At 73.1% G+C, this 18,749-nt stretch carries 15 protein-coding genes; 5 read left to right on the top strand and 10 right to left on the bottom strand.

Annotation, left to right across the window (positions count from 1 at the left end; translation table 11 throughout):
- Positions 1-43 precede the first annotated feature (43 nt).
- Positions 44-1,246 carry a PLP-dependent aspartate aminotransferase family protein gene (locus J7E88_RS33315; RefSeq protein WP_215187205.1) on the top strand — a complete coding sequence of 401 codons (1,203 nt, stop codon included), beginning with the start codon at positions 44-46 and terminating at the stop codon, positions 1,244-1,246.
- 73 nt (positions 1,247-1,319) lie between these two features.
- Here J7E88_RS33315 and J7E88_RS33310 read toward each other — a convergent pair whose 3' ends face one another.
- The 4 genes from J7E88_RS33310 to J7E88_RS33295 all read right to left on the bottom strand — a co-directional run bounded on the left by J7E88_RS33310 (position 1,320) and on the right by J7E88_RS33295 (position 7,713).
- Complete coding sequence (locus J7E88_RS33310) at positions 1,320-2,702, bottom strand: GNAT family N-acetyltransferase (RefSeq protein WP_215187204.1); 1,383 nt, start codon at positions 2,700-2,702, stop codon at positions 1,320-1,322.
- A 76-nt stretch (positions 2,703-2,778) separates the two neighbouring features.
- Positions 2,779-5,502 carry a DUF6493 family protein gene (locus J7E88_RS33305; protein WP_215187203.1) on the bottom strand — a complete coding sequence of 908 codons (2,724 nt, stop codon included), beginning with the start codon at positions 5,500-5,502 and terminating at the stop codon, positions 2,779-2,781.
- A complete protein-coding gene (locus J7E88_RS33300; RefSeq protein ID WP_251023578.1) occupies positions 5,499-6,722 on the bottom strand; it encodes an SWIM zinc finger family protein in 1,224 nt (407 codons plus the stop codon). Before J7E88_RS33300 ends, J7E88_RS33305 begins: the two co-directional genes overlap by 4 nt.
- Positions 6,723-6,882: 160 nt before the next feature.
- Positions 6,883-7,713 carry an alpha/beta fold hydrolase gene (locus tag J7E88_RS33295; protein ID WP_215187202.1) on the bottom strand — a complete coding sequence of 277 codons (831 nt, stop codon included), beginning with the start codon at positions 7,711-7,713 and terminating at the stop codon, positions 6,883-6,885.
- Positions 7,714-7,940: 227 nt separating this feature from the next.
- On the opposite strand from J7E88_RS33295, the gene J7E88_RS33290 reads away from it, so the two are divergent.
- Both J7E88_RS33290 and J7E88_RS33285 read left to right on the top strand, forming a co-directional pair.
- The gene (locus J7E88_RS33290) at positions 7,941-8,834 is read left to right on the top strand and encodes an RNA polymerase sigma-70 factor (RefSeq protein WP_215187201.1); all 894 of its coding nucleotides are present in this window, start codon (positions 7,941-7,943) and stop codon (positions 8,832-8,834) included.
- 249 nt (positions 8,835-9,083) lie between these two features.
- Positions 9,084-9,851 carry a GntR family transcriptional regulator gene (locus tag J7E88_RS33285; RefSeq protein ID WP_215187200.1) on the top strand — a complete coding sequence of 256 codons (768 nt, stop codon included), beginning with the start codon at positions 9,084-9,086 and terminating at the stop codon, positions 9,849-9,851.
- Between the two features lie 37 nt (positions 9,852-9,888).
- On the opposite strand, the gene J7E88_RS33280 is transcribed toward J7E88_RS33285, so the two are convergent.
- Positions 9,889-11,046 (bottom strand): ROK family transcriptional regulator, encoded by a 1,158-nt coding sequence (locus J7E88_RS33280; RefSeq protein ID WP_215187199.1) that lies wholly within the window; start codon positions 11,044-11,046, stop codon positions 9,889-9,891.
- A 197-nt stretch (positions 11,047-11,243) separates the two neighbouring features.
- Between J7E88_RS33280 and J7E88_RS33275 the strand changes: the two genes are divergently transcribed.
- Positions 11,244-11,678 carry a hypothetical protein gene (locus J7E88_RS33275; protein ID WP_215187198.1) on the top strand — a complete coding sequence of 145 codons (435 nt, stop codon included), beginning with the start codon at positions 11,244-11,246 and terminating at the stop codon, positions 11,676-11,678.
- A gap of 249 nt (positions 11,679-11,927) precedes the next feature.
- On the opposite strand, the gene mug is transcribed toward J7E88_RS33275, so the two are convergent.
- The 3 genes from mug to J7E88_RS33260 form a co-directional block, all read right to left on the bottom strand.
- Positions 11,928-12,488: a G/U mismatch-specific DNA glycosylase gene (gene mug, locus J7E88_RS33270; RefSeq protein ID WP_215187244.1), complete on the bottom strand. Its 561-nt coding sequence runs from the start codon at positions 12,486-12,488 to the stop codon at positions 11,928-11,930.
- Positions 12,485-13,927, bottom strand: a complete 1,443-nt coding sequence (purB, locus tag J7E88_RS33265; RefSeq protein ID WP_215187197.1) for an adenylosuccinate lyase — start codon at positions 13,925-13,927, stop codon at positions 12,485-12,487. The genes mug and purB overlap by 4 nt, the downstream gene beginning before the upstream one ends.
- Before the next feature lie 202 nt (positions 13,928-14,129).
- Positions 14,130-14,909 carry an SGNH/GDSL hydrolase family protein gene (locus J7E88_RS33260; RefSeq protein WP_215187196.1) on the bottom strand — a complete coding sequence of 260 codons (780 nt, stop codon included), beginning with the start codon at positions 14,907-14,909 and terminating at the stop codon, positions 14,130-14,132.
- Positions 14,910-14,969: 60 nt separating this feature from the next.
- Here J7E88_RS33260 and J7E88_RS33255 point away from each other — a divergent pair, with 60 nt between their 5' ends.
- Positions 14,970-15,977 carry a maleylpyruvate isomerase family mycothiol-dependent enzyme gene (locus J7E88_RS33255; RefSeq protein WP_215187195.1) on the top strand — a complete coding sequence of 336 codons (1,008 nt, stop codon included), beginning with the start codon at positions 14,970-14,972 and terminating at the stop codon, positions 15,975-15,977.
- A gap of 311 nt (positions 15,978-16,288) precedes the next feature.
- Here J7E88_RS33255 and J7E88_RS33250 read toward each other — a convergent pair whose 3' ends face one another.
- Both J7E88_RS33250 and J7E88_RS33245 read right to left on the bottom strand, forming a co-directional pair.
- Positions 16,289-17,302 carry a hemolysin family protein gene (locus J7E88_RS33250; protein WP_215187194.1) on the bottom strand — a complete coding sequence of 338 codons (1,014 nt, stop codon included), beginning with the start codon at positions 17,300-17,302 and terminating at the stop codon, positions 16,289-16,291.
- Complete coding sequence (locus J7E88_RS33245) at positions 17,299-18,642, bottom strand: hemolysin family protein (protein WP_215187193.1); 1,344 nt, start codon at positions 18,640-18,642, stop codon at positions 17,299-17,301. The genes J7E88_RS33250 and J7E88_RS33245 overlap by 4 nt, the downstream gene beginning before the upstream one ends.
- Positions 18,643-18,749 lie beyond the last annotated feature (107 nt).

The raw sequence follows: 18,749 nt of genomic DNA, 5'->3' as shown, positions 1-18,749 counted from the left end.
GAGAAGGATCGCTACTTCCCGGTAGGTGTTCACAGTGCCGCTCATGGAGAACGCAGCCGCGGCCGCGCCCGCACCCCGGGCCCTGGCCACCGAAGCCGTGCACGCCGGACGCGAGGACCTCGCGGAGCTGGGCGTGCACGCCCCGCCGCTCGATCTGTCCACCACTTATCCCTCGTACGACGCCGCTGCCGAGGCCGCCCGGATCGACGCGTTCGCCGAGACCGGCGCCCGCCTCGACGGCCCGCCTGTCTATGCGCGCCTGGACAACCCCACCACCGCGCGGTTCGAGACGGCCCTCGCCAAGCTGGAGGGCACCGAGGCAGCGGTCGCGTTCGCCAGCGGCATGGCGGCACTCACCGCCGTGCTGCTGGTCCGGGCGAGCATGGGCCTGCGGCACGTCGTCGCCGTCCGGCCGTTGTACGGCTGCAGCGACCATCTGCTGAACGCCGGACTGCTCGGCACCGAGGTCACCTGGACCGATCCGGCCGGCATCGCCGAGGCCCTGCGCCCCGACACCGGCCTCGTGATGGTGGAGACCCCCGCGAACCCGACGCTCGCCGAGGTCGACCTGCGTGCCGTACGGCATGCCTGCGGGTCGGTCCCGCTGCTCGTCGACAACACCTTCGCCACTCCCGTGCTCCAGCGGCCCGCCGAGGACGGCGCCCGACTGGTGCTGCACAGCGCGACGAAGTACCTGGGCGGTCACGGTGACGTCATGGGCGGCGTCGTGGCCTGCGACGAGGAGTTCGCGCGCAAGCTGCGGCAGGTGCGGTTCGCGACCGGTGGCGTACTGCACCCGCTGGCCGGCTATCTGCTGCTCCGCGGACTGTCCACTCTGCCGGTACGGGTCAGGGCCGCGTCCACCACGGCGGCGGACCTCGCGCGCAGGCTCGACGCCGATCCGCGGGTCGCGCGGGTGCACTACCCGAGCATCGGCGGCGCGATGGTCTCCTTCGAGGTGTACGGCGACCCGCACGGGGTGATCGCCGGTGTCCGGCTGATCACTCCCGCAGTGAGCCTCGGGAGCGTCGACACGTTGATTCAGCACCCGGCCTCCATCAGCCACCGGATCGTGGCCGAGGGCGACCGGCACGCGCACGGGGTCAGTGACCGGCTGCTGCGGCTGTCGGTGGGCCTGGAGGACGTCGAGGACCTGTGGCGTGACCTGACAGAGGCACTCAGCGCCCACCCGGCCGACGCCCTGGCAGCCCGCCGCCCGGAGCACCTGTCGTCCGCCCGCGTCTAGGCCGCGGCTCCCGGGACGTCGGCGCCGCCTGGGCGGGGCGCGGCGCCGACGTCCCGGGCAGGTCGTCGGGTCGTCAGCGCTCGGCCTGCTCGTAGCGGGCCGAGGGGCGTACCGGTGTCGCGTCCAGTCGTGCCGTGATGACCAGCGTCCCTTCCTCGATCTGGTAGTCCAGTGGCAGGCCGAGGCCCCGCATCGCCGCCACCATGGCGGTGTTCGACGCCTGGGTCACGGCGTAGACGCTGTCGCAGCCGGCCTCCACGGCCAGGGCCACCAGGCGGCTCAGCAGCTCCGAGCCGATGCCGCGGCGCTGCCACGCGTCCTCGACGAGCAGCGCCACCTCGGTCTCGTCTCCGTCCCACAGCAGGTGCCCCAGCGCGACCAGTCGGCCCGATGCCGTCTGCACGGCGAGCGTGCGGCCGAAGCGCGGGCTGAGCAGATGGTTGAGGTAGCGGTCGGCGTCGCCGACGGGGCCGTGGTACCGCAGGCTCAGCGTGCGGTCCGAGCAGCGCTCGTGCATGGCGAGCGCCGCTTCCACATCGCCCTGGTCCGCGCGGCGCACGGTGATCTCGTTCCCCTCGGGGAGGGTGAGGACGTCCTGGCTGCGCGGGATACGCGGCCCGAGACGGGCGTCGAGTTCGACGAGTGCGCGGGCGCGGGCGAACTCGGTGGGTGTGAAGGAGAGATAGGGCCGCTCGACGGTGATCGCGCCGCCGTTCGGGTCGCGCAGATGCATCACCGTCTCCTCCAGCACGCCTTCCACGGGCGGCATGTCACCGGTGGGCCGGCCGTTCAGCGACAGCGCGGGGCGCGACCGGATCGTGCAGCGTCCGAGCAACTGGCGCAGGGCGAGCGGCAGCTCCGCCGCGTCGAGTGCGGTGCGGGTGGCGAGGCCGAGCACGCGGGTCGGGGTGTCGACCAGATCGTGGGCGTCGGCGCGTTCGGTCCAGGTGCTCGTGCCGCCCGCTGCCGCGATCTCGTGGGTGAGCTGCTGGGCCTCCAGGCCGGCGGGCGCGCGCAGCAGGAACTCGTCCACCGTGCCGTCGCCCAGCGGGTGCGTCTGCAGGGTCAGGATGTCGACGTCGAGGTGTGCCAGGGCGCTGCAGAGCGCGGCCAGGCTGCCGGGCGCGTCCTTGACCGTCGTGCGCATCCGCCACAGCGCCGTCTCGCGCGGATCCGCGCCGGCCTCCTCGTCGGCCGGCGTTTCTGCCACGCTACGGGGCGCGGTCGTGGGAGGGGCATGACTGTGGCGCCGTGCCCACCACGTGTGGAACGCCGCCGTGGCGATCAGCGCGACGGCGGACGCCACGAGCATGAACGGGCCGTCGGGTCCGTGCCCGATCAGCTGAGCGATCGCGTCGGCGACGGCGACCGCCGTGAACAGGGCGGCCAGTTCGACAAGGTCCCGCCGCCAGTGGTGGGGACGGCGGGCACTCTTCGCAGAAGTCACATCTGTCATGGCATCACTGTGACCGAACGGTGTTGCGTGATCACGAACGCTGTGTGACTGATGGGTTAAGCGCTGATCTGGACTGTTATCGGCTGGTTTTGGCCGTTTCTGGCGTGGAGTGTTCGCTTCCCTGACGCAGCGCGGCCAGCAGCCGGGACGCCTGGACGGCCAGCTGCGACGAACCACGCCGTCCCGCCAGGTCCGTGAGTCCCTCAGCCCCCGCGAGCGCCAGTGCCGCTCCCGCACCGCAGCGCTCCACGCAGTCGGCGGCCACGCCCAGTATCTCGCCCAGGGCGCGCGGAGCGGGCGTGGTGGCCAGCAGAGCGGGCAACGCGGCCGCGAGCAGCGACCAGACCGTCCCGTACGCCCCGGTGGCAGCGGCCGTACGGGCCGAGTCCGCCAGCCGGTTGAGCTTGACGGTGCCGCGCCGGACCAGCGCCGCGATAGCCCTGCCGGCCGGCTCCGCGTCGAGCTGCCCCCGGGCGGCCAGCACCAGCAGCGCGTCCACCGCAGACAGCCGGTCCTCGCCGAACCGCGCGCCGAGCCCGGCCGCCAGCGCTCCGTGCAGATACGGGCCCGGGACGCCCTCCGCCTCGGCGAGCGCGGGCAGAGACCAGGCGTTGCCCCGCGCATCGTGCTCAGCCGCCGCCATCACACCGGGCAGCAGCCACATCGCCAGGGCCTCGCGGTCCTGGGGCAGCACCGCAGTCCAGTACCGATCACCGCCTTCCCAGTGGTAGCAGCCCCGAAGCGGCACCTCCTGGGGGTGGCCGAGCCACTGGAGCGGGCGGGGGAACTCCCACTGGAACGACGGCCCTTGTCGTGTCTCGGCGATACGCCGCCCCAGCCCCAGCCCCGGCCCCGCCGCGGAAGCCGCCCAGGATGCCGCCGGGGTTGCCGCCGCGCCGGCGCACGTCGCGTCGGCGCCGTCCGCACCAGCTGTGCGCAGCGCCGGGAGGACGCCCTCCGGCTCGCTCAGCCACGCTGCCAGCCGGTCGCCCTCGCGTGTGCCGAGCTCGGCCGCCGCCTTCGCCGCGGCCTCGTCCCCGCTCCGGCTCACGCGCAGCAGCGCCTGCGCGAAGTCCACCGCAGCGGGCGCCGCCCCCAGCCGCCCGTACTCCCGGAGCCGTTCCACCAGGACCCCCGCGTCCAGCGCCCCGGTGTGCCAGGTGGGTGTGGCCAGCAGGAACGGCAGCGGTCGCGTCAGCAGGAAGTAGCTGACCTCCCACAGCCGGGAACTGACGGTGTGGGCCAGCCCGGTGTGGGCGCAGAGCCCCGGCCGGACCGTGCGCGAACGGGCCCGGTCCAGCATCCCGGCCGAGAGGCGGCCCACCAGTGTCGCGGCCACCACCTCCAGCCCGTGCGTATGCTGCGAGAAGCGCTCGTCGGCCGTCCGGGGCGTCCAGTCGGACCACCACTGTCCCGCCGTCGCGGCCCGCAACGCCTCGGCCGGCGTGTCGCGTTCCCGATGGGCCACCCGGACCAGACCGTCCAGGACACGCTCGAACGCGACCACATCCTCCTCGCCGCGCACCAGCACGAGCAGTTGCTCGACCACCTCCGCAGCCGACTCGGGCGCCGCCTCCAGCCGCCGGGGCACCGGCACGGGTGGCAGGATCTCCTCGTACGCGGCTCCGCCTGCGCCGTCCGCGAGCACACCGAACACCGCTTCCGCCCGGGCCCGGTGCACCGGCCCGAGCAGTGCTGCCGAGGCGGCCAGCTCCTCCCGCAGCCCCGCATCCACCCGCGGGACGTACCGCGCCACGAGCTTCAGCGCACGGTCCTGGACACCGGTGTCCTCGTGCCCGAACGCCTCGGCGATCACGGGCAGCAGCTCCGGTGCCGCCGCCGGGTCCCGGCGCAGCTCCTTGCCCAGCAGCGACAACTGGGCGCGCACCAGCTTCTTCTCCGTACGGAACAGCACGCCCGCCGAGGCCTCGGCCAGCGCCCGCGTGGACAGCTCACCCCGCTCGGCCACACGCCCCAGCACCTCCTGGGCGTGCGCGGCCACGGTGGAGAGGCCGTCGGCGCTCATGCCGGCCCAGTCGGCGACATGGGCGCTCTCCTCGGCCGGAGTGAGGCCGAGCCCGCGCAGCACTTGCAGGACGGCGCGCATCTCGCCGGGACGTCCGCCGCGCAGCAGTCGCCGAACGCATCCCTCGACGAGCGCCGCCCGCTCCAGCACGCCTTCCGCTGCCAGCCGTGCCAGAGCGGAGGGCCAGTGCAGGGGATTGTCCGGGTCGTCGTACATCGTGAGGGCCGCCGGCAGCGGCGTCGCCTCGAACATGCGGGGCACGAGGACCCGTGTGTGCCGGTCCTCGCGCACGGCTTCGGGGCCGACCCTGGCCGGGGTGACCGTGAGGGCCCAGCCGTGGACGTACTCGTCGGTCGTGGGTGTCTCACAGCCTGACAACGCGACCAGCTCCTTGATGAGCGGAGCGTCCTCCTGGGCGGTGGAGGCCCGGGCGGCGAGCCGGTGGGCGACGTCCGCCAGCCAGGCCGGGTCCCGGTCCTTGAGGACACCGGCGATGACCCGGGGCGAAACGGCCGAGAAGCTGCGCAGGTCCCGGGCTCCGATCCAGGCCGCCGCCGCGGCGGCTCCGGAGAGGCAACCCGCTCCGGCGACCAGCAGCGCGTCCTGGACGGCACCGCGCTCGCGCCAGCGTCCCCAGTCCCAGCCGCGGACCTCGGCACGGATCTCCTTCAGCACGGGCAGCGCCGCCTTGCGCTCCTCGCCCGTCATCGTCGCGAGCAGTCCCGGCACATCGTGGGACCTGCCCTCGCCCACCGCCACCGCCAGGCCGGTCATCGGGCCCCTCCCGTCGTCGAAGAGGTCTCGCGCGCCGCGACCGTCGCGCCGCGCCGGGCCATCCGCACCGCCAGGGCGTGCTTGCACGGCCCGCGCCGGCCCTGGTGGCCGGTCCACCACCGGCAGGTGCAGCTCAGTGCCCCGCCCGACTCCCGCACCTGATAGCGCCGTTCACCCGAGAGCACGGTGGCAGGCTCACCGGACAGGTCGACCGCGCCTGCGGACACGAGCTCACGCGCACCGGTCAGCCGGGGATTGTGCCGCTCCGCGCGGTCGGCGTCGTACGGCAGCTCGCGGTGGAAGTACGCCGCGTCGGCGAGGTCATAGCCCACGCGGCCCGCCGTGCCGAGCCGGGTCAGCGCCGCGCGGACCCGCTCGGGCGTCAGGCCGCTCTGCTCGGCGAGATCCGCGGGGTCGATCCGCGGTTCCCATGCCAGCAGCACCGAGACGAGCTCAGCGTCCTGCGCGGCCTCACCGGCGGCCAGGGCCTCCAGCACCCCGCCCTCGCCGGAGAAGCCGCGCGAGGCGTCCGGGGACAGGGTGAGGGTCAGCCGCATACCGGGCAGCACGACTTCCCACGCGCTCGCCGTCGGCGGCCCGTCGCCCACGGGGCCGTACACCCGCAACGCCGCTGCCTGGCGCAGCACCCGCTGCAGTGCGGCGAGCCGCTCGGGACCCGGCAGGCACACCGCGCCCGGGCCCGGCCGGGTGGTGGGCCGCAGCGTCCGGCCGGCGGGCACCACCCACTGCGCGCCGCGCGCGGCGCTGCCCGAGCCACGCGGCAGCGACCGGAGGAAACGCACCGCCTCGGCCGCGGGCAGCTCGGCACGCAGGTCGAAGCCGACCGTCGCGACCTGGGCCTCGGCGAAGCCGCGCAGCCACCGGTCCGGCAGCGGCACCTTCTTCTCCACCAGCGCGCCCTCCACGGTGGTGACCGCCAACTCGTCCGGACCGACGCGCAAATGGAGCGGATCATCGCCGGTCAGGCGCGAAAGGGCCTCCCGCAGGGGGTGGTTGACGTCCACGTTCGTCGTGCCGTGGCCCGTGTCTGCGCCGTCCAGGCCCGCGGGCTCGGGGCCCCACGCCGCGCGCGGCCGGCCTGACAGCGCCAGGGCGGGCGCCGATCCCGCGGCAGGCAGGGCCAGGGCCGCCGATGCGGCGGCCGTGCCCCGCGGGACGGAACGCCGGGCGGGGGTGAATCTCCGTGGGGTCTGGGACATCGCTGCGCCTCCATACGGGGTCCGGACGGTGTGCCGCCATGCCTGACGCCCGGCCACGGCCGGGACGAGAACCCCAAGTGAACAGCGCGCTGCACGGTTGCGGCGGGCCCTCGCGGCCCGCGGCCGCCCATCGCGGGCGGGCCGGCGGGCACCCGAGGCGTCAGCGGCTGCCGTCCAGCAGCAGCCGGGCGACGAGCGCGGGGTCGTCGCTCATCGGCACATGGCCGCAGCCCGGCAGCCGTACGAGCCGAGCGCCGGGGACCACCTGCTTGGCCCGTACCCCCTGGCGGCGCAGCAGGAGCCGGTCCTTGGCGCCCCACCCGATGGTGACGGGAATCCCGCGGACGTCGTCGGTGAACAGCACCTCCCGGCCGGCCGCGAGGGTCCGGTGGAACCCGGCCGCCTCGCGCAGGGCGCACGTCTCGGCGACGGCGGCCTCGGGCGAACGGCGGGCGGGCCGGGCGTAGATGGTGCTCACGAGTGCCGCCCGGCCCACGACGGAGCGGGACAGCCGCTCGACCATCGGCGTGGGCATCGACCTGGCTCCCACCCGCATCGCCCGCAGCAGCCCGAAGGCGTAGACCCGCTCGCTCCGCGACCAGAAGCCGCCGGGGGACAGGGCCGTCACCGACCGGACGAGCTTGTCGCGGCCGAGCTCCAGGGCGAGCAGCCCGCCCAGCGAGTTGCCCGCGACATGGGGGCGCTCGATGCCGATCGCCGCGCAGAACGCGCTGAGCGCGGCGCAGACCGTACCGAGGCTGTACGGCACCCCGTCCGGCAGCGCGGGCGACGCGCCGAAACCGGGGAGGTCCACGGCGACGACGTCCCGTTCGGTGGCGAGGATGTCCATCACCGGCTCCCACGCCTGCCAGTGGTGGCCGATGCCGTGAAGCAGCAGCAGAGGCTCGCCGCTGCCCCTGCGTTCGTAGTGCACGGAGAGCGTGCGGCTGCCATCGGCGGTCTCGACGGCGAACGAGATCTCTGCGGCCATGTACGCCAGCTCCCTGGTGCCCGAAAGATGTAGACGACTTGTCAGTAACAATTACCGCCCGGTAGCCCGGAGTTCAAGGGCAGGGACGCGGGCGAGGCCGACTGTGACATGTGCCGGGAGGCGGCGAGGCCGGCTGGCACGCGCCGGGACGCGGGCGAGGTCCACTGTGGCACGCGCCGCACCGATATCTCCTGGACACCGTGGGCCCCGTCGGTTGGGATGGTGCCGTGGCAGCAGACACCGTGACCGACGTCTTCGAAGACCACCGGCCCGTCCTGACCGGCGTGGCCTACCGCATGCTCGGGCGCGTCGCCGATGCCGAGGACGTGGTGCAGGAGGCATGGTTGCGCTGGTCCGCCGACGCGCGCGACGACGTACGCGAGCCGCGAGCCTTCCTTGTCCGCATCACGACCCGGCTCGCCATCGACCGGCTGCGCCACGTCCAGTCGCGCCGCGAGTCCTACGTCGGCCCCTGGCTGCCCGAACCGATCGTCACCGACTTCGGCCCCGCGGTCCCCGACACCGCGGAGCGGGCCGTCCTCGCCGACTCCGTCTCGCTCGCCGTCCTCGTGGTCCTCGAATCCCTCTCCCCGCTGGAACGCGCGGTGTTCGTGCTGAGGGAAGCCTTCGGCTTCCCCTACGCGGAGATCGCCGCCACACTGGAGAAGTCCGAGGCGGCCGTGCGTCAGCTCGCCGGCCGAGCCCGGAAGCACATCGACGAGCGCAAGCACCGCTACGACGTCGACCCCGGCCAATGCCGCGACCTCACCGAACGCTTCCTCTCCGCCGCGGCCGGCGGCGATCTGTCCGGACTGCTGTCCCTCCTCGCCCCTGACGTGACCCTCGTCGGCGACAGCGGCGGCAAGTCCAAGGCGCCGCTGCGGGTCATGCACACCGCCGACAAGGTCGGCCGCTTCCTCTTCGCCGTGTCCCAGCAGCCGATCGACGACATGGAGATCCGATTCACCGAAGTCAACGGAGCACCCGCACTGCTCGTCCTGTCGGGCGGGCGGCCGGACAGCGTCATCCAGTTCGAGGTGCTCCACGGGCGCATCAGCTGCGTCTACATCGTCCGAAACCCCGACAAGCTCACCTCGTTGGGCGCTGGCGGCACGGCCTGAAAACGCCGACGCCGCACGTCAGGCCCCGTGTCCGCTTTTGGATGCGGGGTCTCGTGATGTGCGGCCACGCCTCGATACGAACTTCCGGGGAACGCTCTTCGGAGTGGTTCCGTTCCTCTGCGTGACGACCGCAGCATTGGTCTTGACCAAGGGTGGGGCCCGTCCTATGGTCGCAGGGATAGTGCAGGAACCTTTAATAAACAAGGGCGCGAAAAGCCGCCGGGGACACGGCGATTGCGGAGGATCAGGGTGGGGACCACGCAGCTGGACTCGGTGCCGGAGCCCAAGTACTGGCACCTCAAGACCGTGCTCGGCGAAGCACTCGACTCGGACTTCACGGTGGGTGAGATCCTGCCCAACGAGCGTGATCTCGCCGCCCGTTTCGGAGTCGCCCGCGCCACGCTCCGGCAGGCGCTCGAACAGCTGGAGCTCGAAGGCCGCCTCCAGCGCCGCCGCGGCGTCGGCACCACCGTGGCCCCGCCGCGCATGGGCGTCGACGTCTCGCCGTCCCCGCACGACTGGCCCGGCGCCGGCACGTCCGACGCGTGGCAGGCCACCGAGTGCGGCCTCGCGGTACCGCCCCCGTCCGTCGCGCGGCTGCTGGACCTGGACACCGACGAAGAGGCGCATGTGGTGCGCCGGGTGCGTGCCCACCAGGGTCAGCCCGTCGCCACCGACCTGCTCTACGTGCCCGACTCCTCCGTGCCGGACCTGCCGGCCATCGACGCCCGTTCCGGACCCGCGCTCGCCCGCGGCGTCCTGCGCGCACTGGCCCGCCTCGACCTCGAGGGCGAGGACCGCGCGGTGGAGCTGGGCTCGGCCGGCGCCGTCGACGCGAAGGAACTGGACCGGCTGCCCGGCGCACCCGTCCTCGTCGTCACCACGCGCTACTTCTCCGAGGGCCGCACGGCCGCCGTGTCCGTCGCGACGTACCGGGCCGACACCTGCCGGCTCACCTTCGGCGCCTACGGCGACCTGGAGATCAGCCACGGCGCCGAGGAGCGCCGCGCCTCCTGACAGGTGACCTGCCGCGGCACGACGGACCGGAAGCCGGTCAGCGGCGGGCCGTCACCGTGCCCTCCACCGCGAACAACTGCTCCTCCACATGGTCAAGTGCCAGCCGCAGCGCACCCGTCGCCACGGCCGCCTCGCCCAGCAGCGACAGCGTCACCCGAGGCGGCCGCAGGCAGTAACGGGACAACTCGTCGCGCAATGGGTTCAGTACGCCGTCGAGCCCCGCGGCCCAGCCACCGATCACCACGAGTTCCGGATCGAGCGCCAGCACCAGCGCCGCGACATCGTGCACCAAGCGCTGGTTGAAGCGGTCGACAGCGGCGCGCGCCCGCTCGTCGCCGCCCCTCGCGAGCGAGAACACTTCGGCCACGGCCTGCTCGTCCAGCGGATGCAGGGGCTCGTCCGTCGTCGAGAGCAGCCTCTCCGGGGTCACGTCACGGCCCAGCAGGTGCAGTGCCCCGATCTCGCCCGCCGCGCCGCCGAACCCCCGGTGCAACCTGCCGCCGATCAGGGAACCGGCCCCCGGGCTCAACCCGGCCAGGACGAACACGATGTCGTCCGACTGGGTAGCCGCGCCCTTCCAGTGCTCGGCGACCGCCGCGGCGTTGGCGTCGTTCTCCACGAGCACCGGGCAGCGGAACGACCGGCGCAGCCGGTCCCCGAGAGGCAGCCCCGTCCAGCCGGGCAGCGCCGTCGACAGCCGCACCGTGCCGTCGGCCTCCACGATTCCCGGCGAGCCGACGCCCACGGCCCGCAGACTGCTGCGCGCCACACCCGCCCGGCGCAGCACATCCGCGACGACCGCGCGCACCCGCTCCAGCCGGTCGTCGGCCGACGCCGTCTCGGACACGTCGCGGGAGCCGGCGCCGATGATGCGCCCGTCCAGCCCCGACAGCAGCACCGCCACTCGGTGCGCCCCGATCTCGATGCCCAGCAGATGGCCGGCCTCGGCACGGAACCGGAAACGGCGGGCCGGACGCCCCTGCCGGCGTGCCTCGCCCTCCTCGGGGACGCTCTCGACGACCAGACCGGCCCCGATCAGCCCTTCGACCACGCCTTCTACCGTCGGCCGGGACAGTCCCGTGATCCGGGTCAGGTCCGTGAGCGTGGAGGAATCGGCGCTCCGCAGGGAATGGAGTACCACTGCGGAGTTGATGCGCCGCAGCAGCGAGGGGTCTCCACCGGTCAGCCGCCCCACTGTGTGTCCTCCCAGTTCGAGCGCGTAGTGTGCCGGATCGTACTCGCTGCCACCGTGAGCCGCGCGCCCGGCCCGGGACCCCGTCGGCACCCCGCCGGGATCGGCCCGTGCCGTACGGCCGCGCAGAGCGCACCCGGCATGGCCGAGACGGGCCTGACGGCATGCCAATTGTCAGTAGGGGCCGCTTTACTGGCGTCATGACCACTGCACAGCACCTTGCTGCGATCGACCTGCTGCGGGGCCGGGCGTTCCCGGCCCGGCGCGGCCGGTCGGAGCTCGGCGACAGTGGCCCCGGCTACCACCTCGCCCGCCTCGCCCCGGCCGTCGAGTCCCCGCACGCGTGCGGGATACGGGAGGAGGACGCGGCCGAGCAGTGCCGTGCGGAGTGCGAGGCGCTTGCGGACGCGCTCAGCACCCGCTGGGGGCCGCCGCAGCGGGTCAGCCTGTGGTCGGTGTCCATGAGAAGCGTCGCGGGGGAGGCGATTGCCGACCCGTGGGACGAGCTCAGTCACCTCACCGACGACGTGCACTTGTGGCACGTGGACGGCCACTGGATAGCCGTCGGCGTGGCATGCGCGGACGAACTCCGCTGGGAACTGCTCGCGGTGATCACGGAGACGGACCCTCCCTGAGATCCGCGCCGGGGGCGGGCCGGGCAGCCTGGGAAGACGCCGTTCCACGGCGCTGCCGGGTCGTAGGGCACCGCGCCGGATGCGCCGGGCCGGATATCGGCGGAGTCGAGGGGCGGCAGTCGCGATGTGCCACGCCGGAGGACGCCGGGCCGCAGGTCCGTCGGTCGTCGGAGGTCGCTGACCGGAGGACGGCCGGCACGTAGGGCGCCGGGCCGCAGCACGCTGCCGGGGCGAATGGCGCCTGGGCGATCAGGAAGGACCGTCGACCCCGTGAGCGGCCGCGCGCAGCTCCGCGTACGCCGCTGCCATCGTCTGCGCGGTCCAATGGGCGTTCAGACCGCTCGGGTTGGGCAGCACCCAGATCCGTGTGTCGCCGATCGTCCGCTCCTGCGGCCCGATGACGGCCCTGCGCTCGCCGAAAGCCGTGCGGTACGCCGTCACACCGACCACGGCGAGCCAGCGCGGCCGCAGCCGCTCCACCTTCGCCGTGAGGATCCGCCCGCCCTCGCGGTACTCCTGCGCGCTCAGCTCGTCGGCGCGTGCCGTGGCCCGCGCGACGACGTTCGTGATCCCCAGCCCGAGCGCCGGCAGTTCGTGCTGCTCCGACGGCTTCAGCAGTCTGGGGGTGAACCCCGACCGGTGCAGCACGGGCCAGAACCGATTGCCCGGGCGCGCGAAGTGATGGCCCGTGGCGGCCGTCATCAGACCGGGGTTGATCCCGCAGAACAGGACGCGGAGGCCGTCCGCGACGACATCCGGCACGAGCCGGTCGCGGGCGGCCTCCAGGTCCGCGGGTCCGAGCCGTGTCAGAGGATCGCTCCGGGGGCGTAACCGGCAGCCTCGGGGTGCTGCTTGGCGATCTCCTCGATGCGGGAGACGACCGCGGCGACCTGGTTCCCGGCGGCACCGGTGAACGACAGCTTGTCCGCCATCAGTTCGTCCAGCTGCGCCCGGTCCAGCGGGATGCGCTCGTCCGCGGCCAGCTTGTCGAGGAGCTCGTTGCGCTCAGCGCCCTGCTCGCGCATCGCGAGCGCGGACGCCACCGCGTTCTCCTTGATGGCCTCGTGCGCGACCTCGCGGCCGACACCGGCGCGCACCGCGCCCATCAGCACCTTGGTCGTGGCGAGGAACGGCAGGTAGCGGTCCAGCTCACGGGCGACGACGGCGGGGAACGCGCCGAACTCGTCGAGCACCGTCAGGAACGTCTCGACCAGGCCGTCGAAGGCGAAGAACGCGTCCGGCAGTGCCACCCGGCGGACCACGGAGCAGGACACGTCGCCCTCGTTCCACTGGTCGCCCGCGAGCTCGCCGGTCATCGACGCGTAGCCGCGCAGGATGACCATGAGTCCGTTCACGCGCTCGCAGGAGCGGGTGTTCATCTTGTGCGGCATCGCGGACGAGCCGACCTGGCCCGGCTTGAAGCCCTCGGTCACCAGCTCGTGGCCGGCCATCAGCCGGATGGTCTTGGCCACGGAGGACGGCGCCGCCGCGAGCTGCACGAGGGCCGAGGTGACGTCGTAGTCCAGCGAGCGGGGGTAGACCTGCCCCACCGAGGTGAAGGCGTGCGCGAAGCCGAGGTGGGCCGCGATGCGCTGCTCCAGCTCGGCCAGCTTCGCGGCATCGCCGCCCAGCAGGTCGAGCATGTCCTGTGCGGTGCCGACCGGGCCCTTGATGCCGCGCAGCGGGTAGCGGCCGAGGAGATCCTCCAGGCGGCTGTAGGCGACCAACAGCTCGTCGGCGGCCGTCGCGAACCGCTTGCCGAGCGTCGTGGCCTGCGCGGCCACGTTGTGCGAGCGGCCCGCCATGACCAGCTCCGCGTACTCGCCGGACAGCCGGCCGAGCCGCGCGAGCACCGCCACGGTGCGGTCGCGCATCAGCTCCAGGGACAGCCGGATCTGCAGCTGCTCCACGTTCTCGGTCAGGTCGCGCGAGGTCATGCCCTTGTGGACGTGCTCGTGCCCGGCGAGGGCGTTGAACTCCTCGATGCGGGCCTTCACATCATGGCGCGTGACCTTCTCGCGCTCGGCGATGGACGCCAGGTCGACCTGGTCGAGCACGCGCTCGTAGTCGGCGATCGCGGCGTCCGGCACGTCGATCCCCAGGTCCTTCTGAGCGCGCAGCACCGCGAGCCAGAGCTGACGCTCCAGCTTGACCTTCTGCTCGGGGGACCAGAGGACGGCCAGCTCCGTGGAGGCGTAGCGGCCGGCCAGGACATTGGGGATGCGAGGCTTCGCAGACACAGCAGTCACGTGTCCAGATTCTACTGGCGGTTTCTGCAGGCCAGCGCCACGGCCCCGCTTGTACCTTGCTACGAGACGGCCAGGCCGCCTGCCGACCCGCTTCGGATGTCTGCGAACCGGCCCCGGATGTCTGCGAACCGGCCCCGCACCTCTGCGGACTGGCCGGTCGCCTGCCGACCGGCGCCGTACCCCCTGGCGCACGCAGCCGGCGTCACCACGCGGGCGGCTCGTACGGCAGCAGCTCCGGCCGCTTCGCCGGACGGCCGTCGCCCGACGAGCGCCCCGTCAGCCGTCGTCCGATCCACGGCCCCAGGTGCCGGCGCGCGAACCGCAGATCAGCCGCCCTGCGTGCGGCCCAGTTCGTCCGCACCGCCGGAGGCAGCAGTGCCTGCCAGTCGACCTCGGCGTCCAGGCCCAGCGTCTGCCACACGGCCTCGGCGACGCGCCCGTGCCCCTCGGCCGTCAGATGCAGCCGGTCCACGTCCCACATCCGCTGGTCGCTCAGCACCGAGGAGCCGTACAGGTCGACGACCAGCGCACCGTGCCGGGCCGCCAGCGCGTCGACATGGGCGAACAGCTCCTCCATGCGCGGGCTGAACCGTTTCAACACGGGGCCGCTGCGGCCCGGGCTGCGCATCAGGACCAGCGTCTTGCAGGAGGGCGCGAGACGCTCCACCGCCTCCTCCAGCAGATCGCGCACCCTGACCATGTCGCACTTGGGGCGCAGGGTGTCGTTGAGCCCGCCGACGAGGGTGACCACATCGGCCCCCATCGCCGCCGCGGCGCCGACCTGCTCGTCGACGATCTGCCCGATCAGCTTCCCGCGCACGGCCAGGTTCGCGTAGCGGAAGCCCGGCGTACGGGCCGCCAGACGCGCCGCGAGCAAATCGGCCCAGCCTCGGTAGGTGCCGTCGGGCAGCAGATCGGACATGCCCTCGGTGAACGAATCACCTACCGCGACAAAACTCGTGTAACTGGCATTCATCTCCATGGCGCAGCGATCCTACCGCGCGGTAAGGTCCCTCGGTTCCGTACCGGGAGGGGAGCATTCGTGAGCGACGCACTGCTCAACGCGCTGGCCGAAGCGCTGGCCGATGTGGTGATCTCGATCGACACCTGTGAGGACGACATACTCGACCCGGACACCGCGGTGAAGTGGCTGGAGACCACGGGATTCCTGCTCGACCGGCTGCCGCCCGCCGACCGGCGCGAGCTCGCCCGGCTCTTCCGCCGCGCGGCCGGCCGCCACCCCGAAGGGGCCTGGCACGACGAGCTGCTGCGCATACCCGACAGCTTCGGCCTCGACGACGACCAGCACGAGCTGTACTGCGACGCGATCGAGCACGTCGAGCGGCGCTTCCTGGCTGCCGTACGGGAGGCGGATCCGGCCACGCCGGTGACCACCTGCCCCGGATGGACCTTGGCCGACCTCGTGCGCCACCACGGGACCACGCACCGCTGGATGGAGCACCTGGTACGGACCGGGGCCGCCGAGCGCGTCCGGTTGCGCGAGGTCCCCCTCCACCTGCCGGACGATCCGGCCGACTATCCGGACTGGCTCGCCCGGAGCACCGAGACCGCGCTCGACACCCTGCGCAAGGTCGACCCGGACACGCCGATGTGGTCCAACGGCGCGGACCAGCGGGTGGGCTACTTCCCACGCCGGCTGCTGTTCGAAGCGATCGTCCACCTCGCCGATGCCGAGCTGTCGCTGGGTCGCGAGCCGAGTGTCACGCCGGGGACGGCGGCGGACGGGATCGAGGAGTTCCTGGAGAACCTGCCGTACTTCTCCTGGCTCGCCGAGCCGGTGGCGCGTCTCGCGGACGGATCGATCGGCCTGAGCTCGAGGGATACCGGAGCCTCGTGGACGGTGACCTTCGGCGAGGCGGGCTTCGCCTGGACGAAGTCGGCGGCGGCGGCACCGTCGGTGCATGTGGCGGGGCCGAGCGGTGACCTGCTCCTGCTGATGTACGGACGCCGCGGCGCGGACGACCCTCGCTTCAAGGTCACGGGAGACCGGGCGGTGCTGACGACCTGGCTCGCCGCGACGACGTTCTGACCCCTGAAGGAGGTTCGCCGGCCGGCGAGGGGCCTTTCCGCGCGCAGCGGCGCACGGGCCCCTGGGACGGCGTCGCGCACCAGCGCCCCGCGACCGGGCGACTCGGGCCCCGGTCGCCGCGCCCGCCGTCCCCGCGCCCGCCGTCCCCGCGCCCGCCGTCCCCGCGCCTGCCGTCCCCGCGCCTGCGACTGGAGCGCCCCGCGCCCCCGGGGCCTGCGCCCGTCGACCCCGGCCCGCGCGTGCGACGTGCGCGCCCCGCGGCACGGAGGCTTCGGCCTCCCGGCGGCGGGGCCGCCTGCCGCGGCGCGGCGTCAGCCCGGGCGGCCGACCAGCTCGCGCAGGATGTCCTCCATCGTCACCAGGCCCTCGGGCCTGCCCTGCTCGTCGAGGACGGCCGCCAGGTGGGTGCGGCTGCGCCGCATCGCGGTGAGCACGTCGTCCAGCGGGGTCGTCGCCCGCACCCGGGCGATCGGGCGCATCGCGTTGAGCGGGAACGGCACATCCCGCGGAGCCGCGTCGAGCGCGTCCTTCACATGGAGGTAGCCGAGGATGCGACGGCCCGCGTCCACGACCGGGAACCGTGAGTACCCCGACTCCACCGACAGCTGCTCCAGCTGCTCCGGCGTCGTCCCGTCCATCGCGTACACGACCTGCTCGACCGGCAGCACGACATCACGCACCGGCCGCCGCCCGAGTTCCAGCGCGTCGCGCAGCCGTCCCGCCGAGCGGTCGTCGAGCAGGCCCGCCTCGCCCGAGTCCTGCACGAGGCTCGCCAGCTCGTCGTCCGAGAACGTGGCGGACACCGCGTCTTTCGTCTCGACCCTGAGCAGCTTGAGCAACCCGTTCGCGAGGGCGTTGATCATGATGATCACCGGGCCCAGCGCCCGAGCCAGCGCGACCAGCGGAGGGCCGAACAGCAGCGCGCTGCGCAGCGGCTCGGCCAGCGCCACGTTCTTCGGCACCATCTCGCCGAGCAGCATGTGCAGATAGGTGGCCAGCGCCAGCGCGATCACGAACGAGACCGGGTGGACGGCGCCGTGCGGCACGCCGACCGCGTCGAACACCGGCTCCAGCAGATGTGCGATGGCCGGCTCGGCGACGATGCCGAGCACCAGGGTGCACAGGGTGATGCCCAGCTGGGCCGCCGCCATCAGCGCCGACACATGCTCCAGACCCCACAGCACGCTGCGCGCCCGCCGGTTGCCTGCCTGGGCCTCCGGCTCGATCTGGCTGCGCCGCACCGAGATCAGCGCGAACTCGGCTCCGACGAAGAAGGCGTTGAGCACCAGGGACAGCAGACCGATGAAAAGCTGGATCGCGATCATCGTCCTGCCTCCTCGGCCACATCACCGTCGGGGCCGTCGAGCGGTGCGTGCATCAGCACACGCGCGGCGCGGCGCCCGGAGGCGTCGACGATGTCCAGCTGCCAGCCCGCCAGATCGATCCGGTCGCCTTCGGCGGGGATACGGCCCAGTTCGGTGGCGACGAGACCGGCCAGGGTCTCGTAGGGACCGTCCGGGACACGCAGCCCGATGGTCTCCAGCTGGTCCGTGCGGGCCGCGCCGTCCGCGGACCACAGCGCGCGGCCGTCCGCGTCCTCACCGGCCCGCGCCAGGTCGGGCGTCTCGTGCGGGTCGTGCTCGTCGCGCACTTCGCCGACGACCTCCTCGACGATGTCCTCCATCGTGACCACACCGGCCGTGCCGCCGTACTCGTCGATGACGACGGCCATCGTGGACTTGCCCGTCAGCCGGTCCAGCAGCCGGTCCACGGTCAGCGTCTCCGGCACCAGCACCGGCTCGCGCAGCAGGTCCGAGACCCGATGACGGGCCCGGAGCTCGGCCGGCACCGTGAGGACGTCCTTGATGTGTGCGATACCGACGACGGTGTCCAGGCTGCCCCGGTAGACGGGAAAGCGGGACAGACCGGTCGCGCGGGTGGCGTTGGCGACGTCCTCGGCCGTGGCGGACGCGTCGAGCGCGATGACCTGGACGCGTGGTGTCATCACGTTCTCCGCGGTCAGCTCCGCGAGGTTCAGCGAGCGCACGAACAGCTCGGCGGTGTAGGCCTCCAGCGCGCCCACCTTGGCGGAGTGGCGGGCCAGGGCCACGAGTTCCTTGGGGCTGCGCGCCGACGCGAGCTCCTCCGTCGGCTCCATGCCGAGGCGGGTCACGATGCGGTTCGCGGTGTTGTTCAGGTGGGCGATCAGCGGCCGGAAGGCGGCGGTGAACATCCGCTGCGGTGTGGCCACCACCTTGGCGACGGCCAGCGGGGAGGAGATCGCCCAGTTCTTGGGGACGAGCTCACCGACGACCATCAGCACGACCGTGGACAGCGCGGTGCCGATGACCAGCGCCGCGGACGCCGCGACGGAGGGTGACAGGCCCAGCGCCTCGACCGGGCCGCGGATGAGCGTGGCGACGGAGGGCTCGGCGAGCATGCCGACGACCAGATTGGTGACGGTGATGCCGAGCTGGGCGCCGGAGAGCTGGAAGGTGAGGCTGCGTACGGCCTTGAGGGCACCGGCCGCGCCCCGGTCGCCGCGCGCCACCGCCCGGTGGAGCTCGTTGCGCTCGACCGTCGTGAGGGAGAACTCGGCCGCGACGAAGGCTCCACAGGTGAGTGAGAGCAGTACCGCCACGGCGAGCAGAAGCACCTCGGTCATCGGTTCACCTCCGTCCCATGATCGGACGGGGGGAGGTGGAATGCGCGATGTCGGCTACTGGGAGGCTCGTCCATGGGCGGACGCTCACACCTTTCGTACGGGGAGTG

This window comes from Streptomyces sp. ISL-10 (genome assembly GCF_018614575.1).
In the GTDB taxonomy this organism is placed as follows: domain Bacteria; phylum Actinomycetota; class Actinomycetes; order Streptomycetales; family Streptomycetaceae; genus Streptomyces.
Note: the sequence above shows the minus strand (reverse complement) of the source record. Positions and strands in the feature narration are given on the sequence as shown.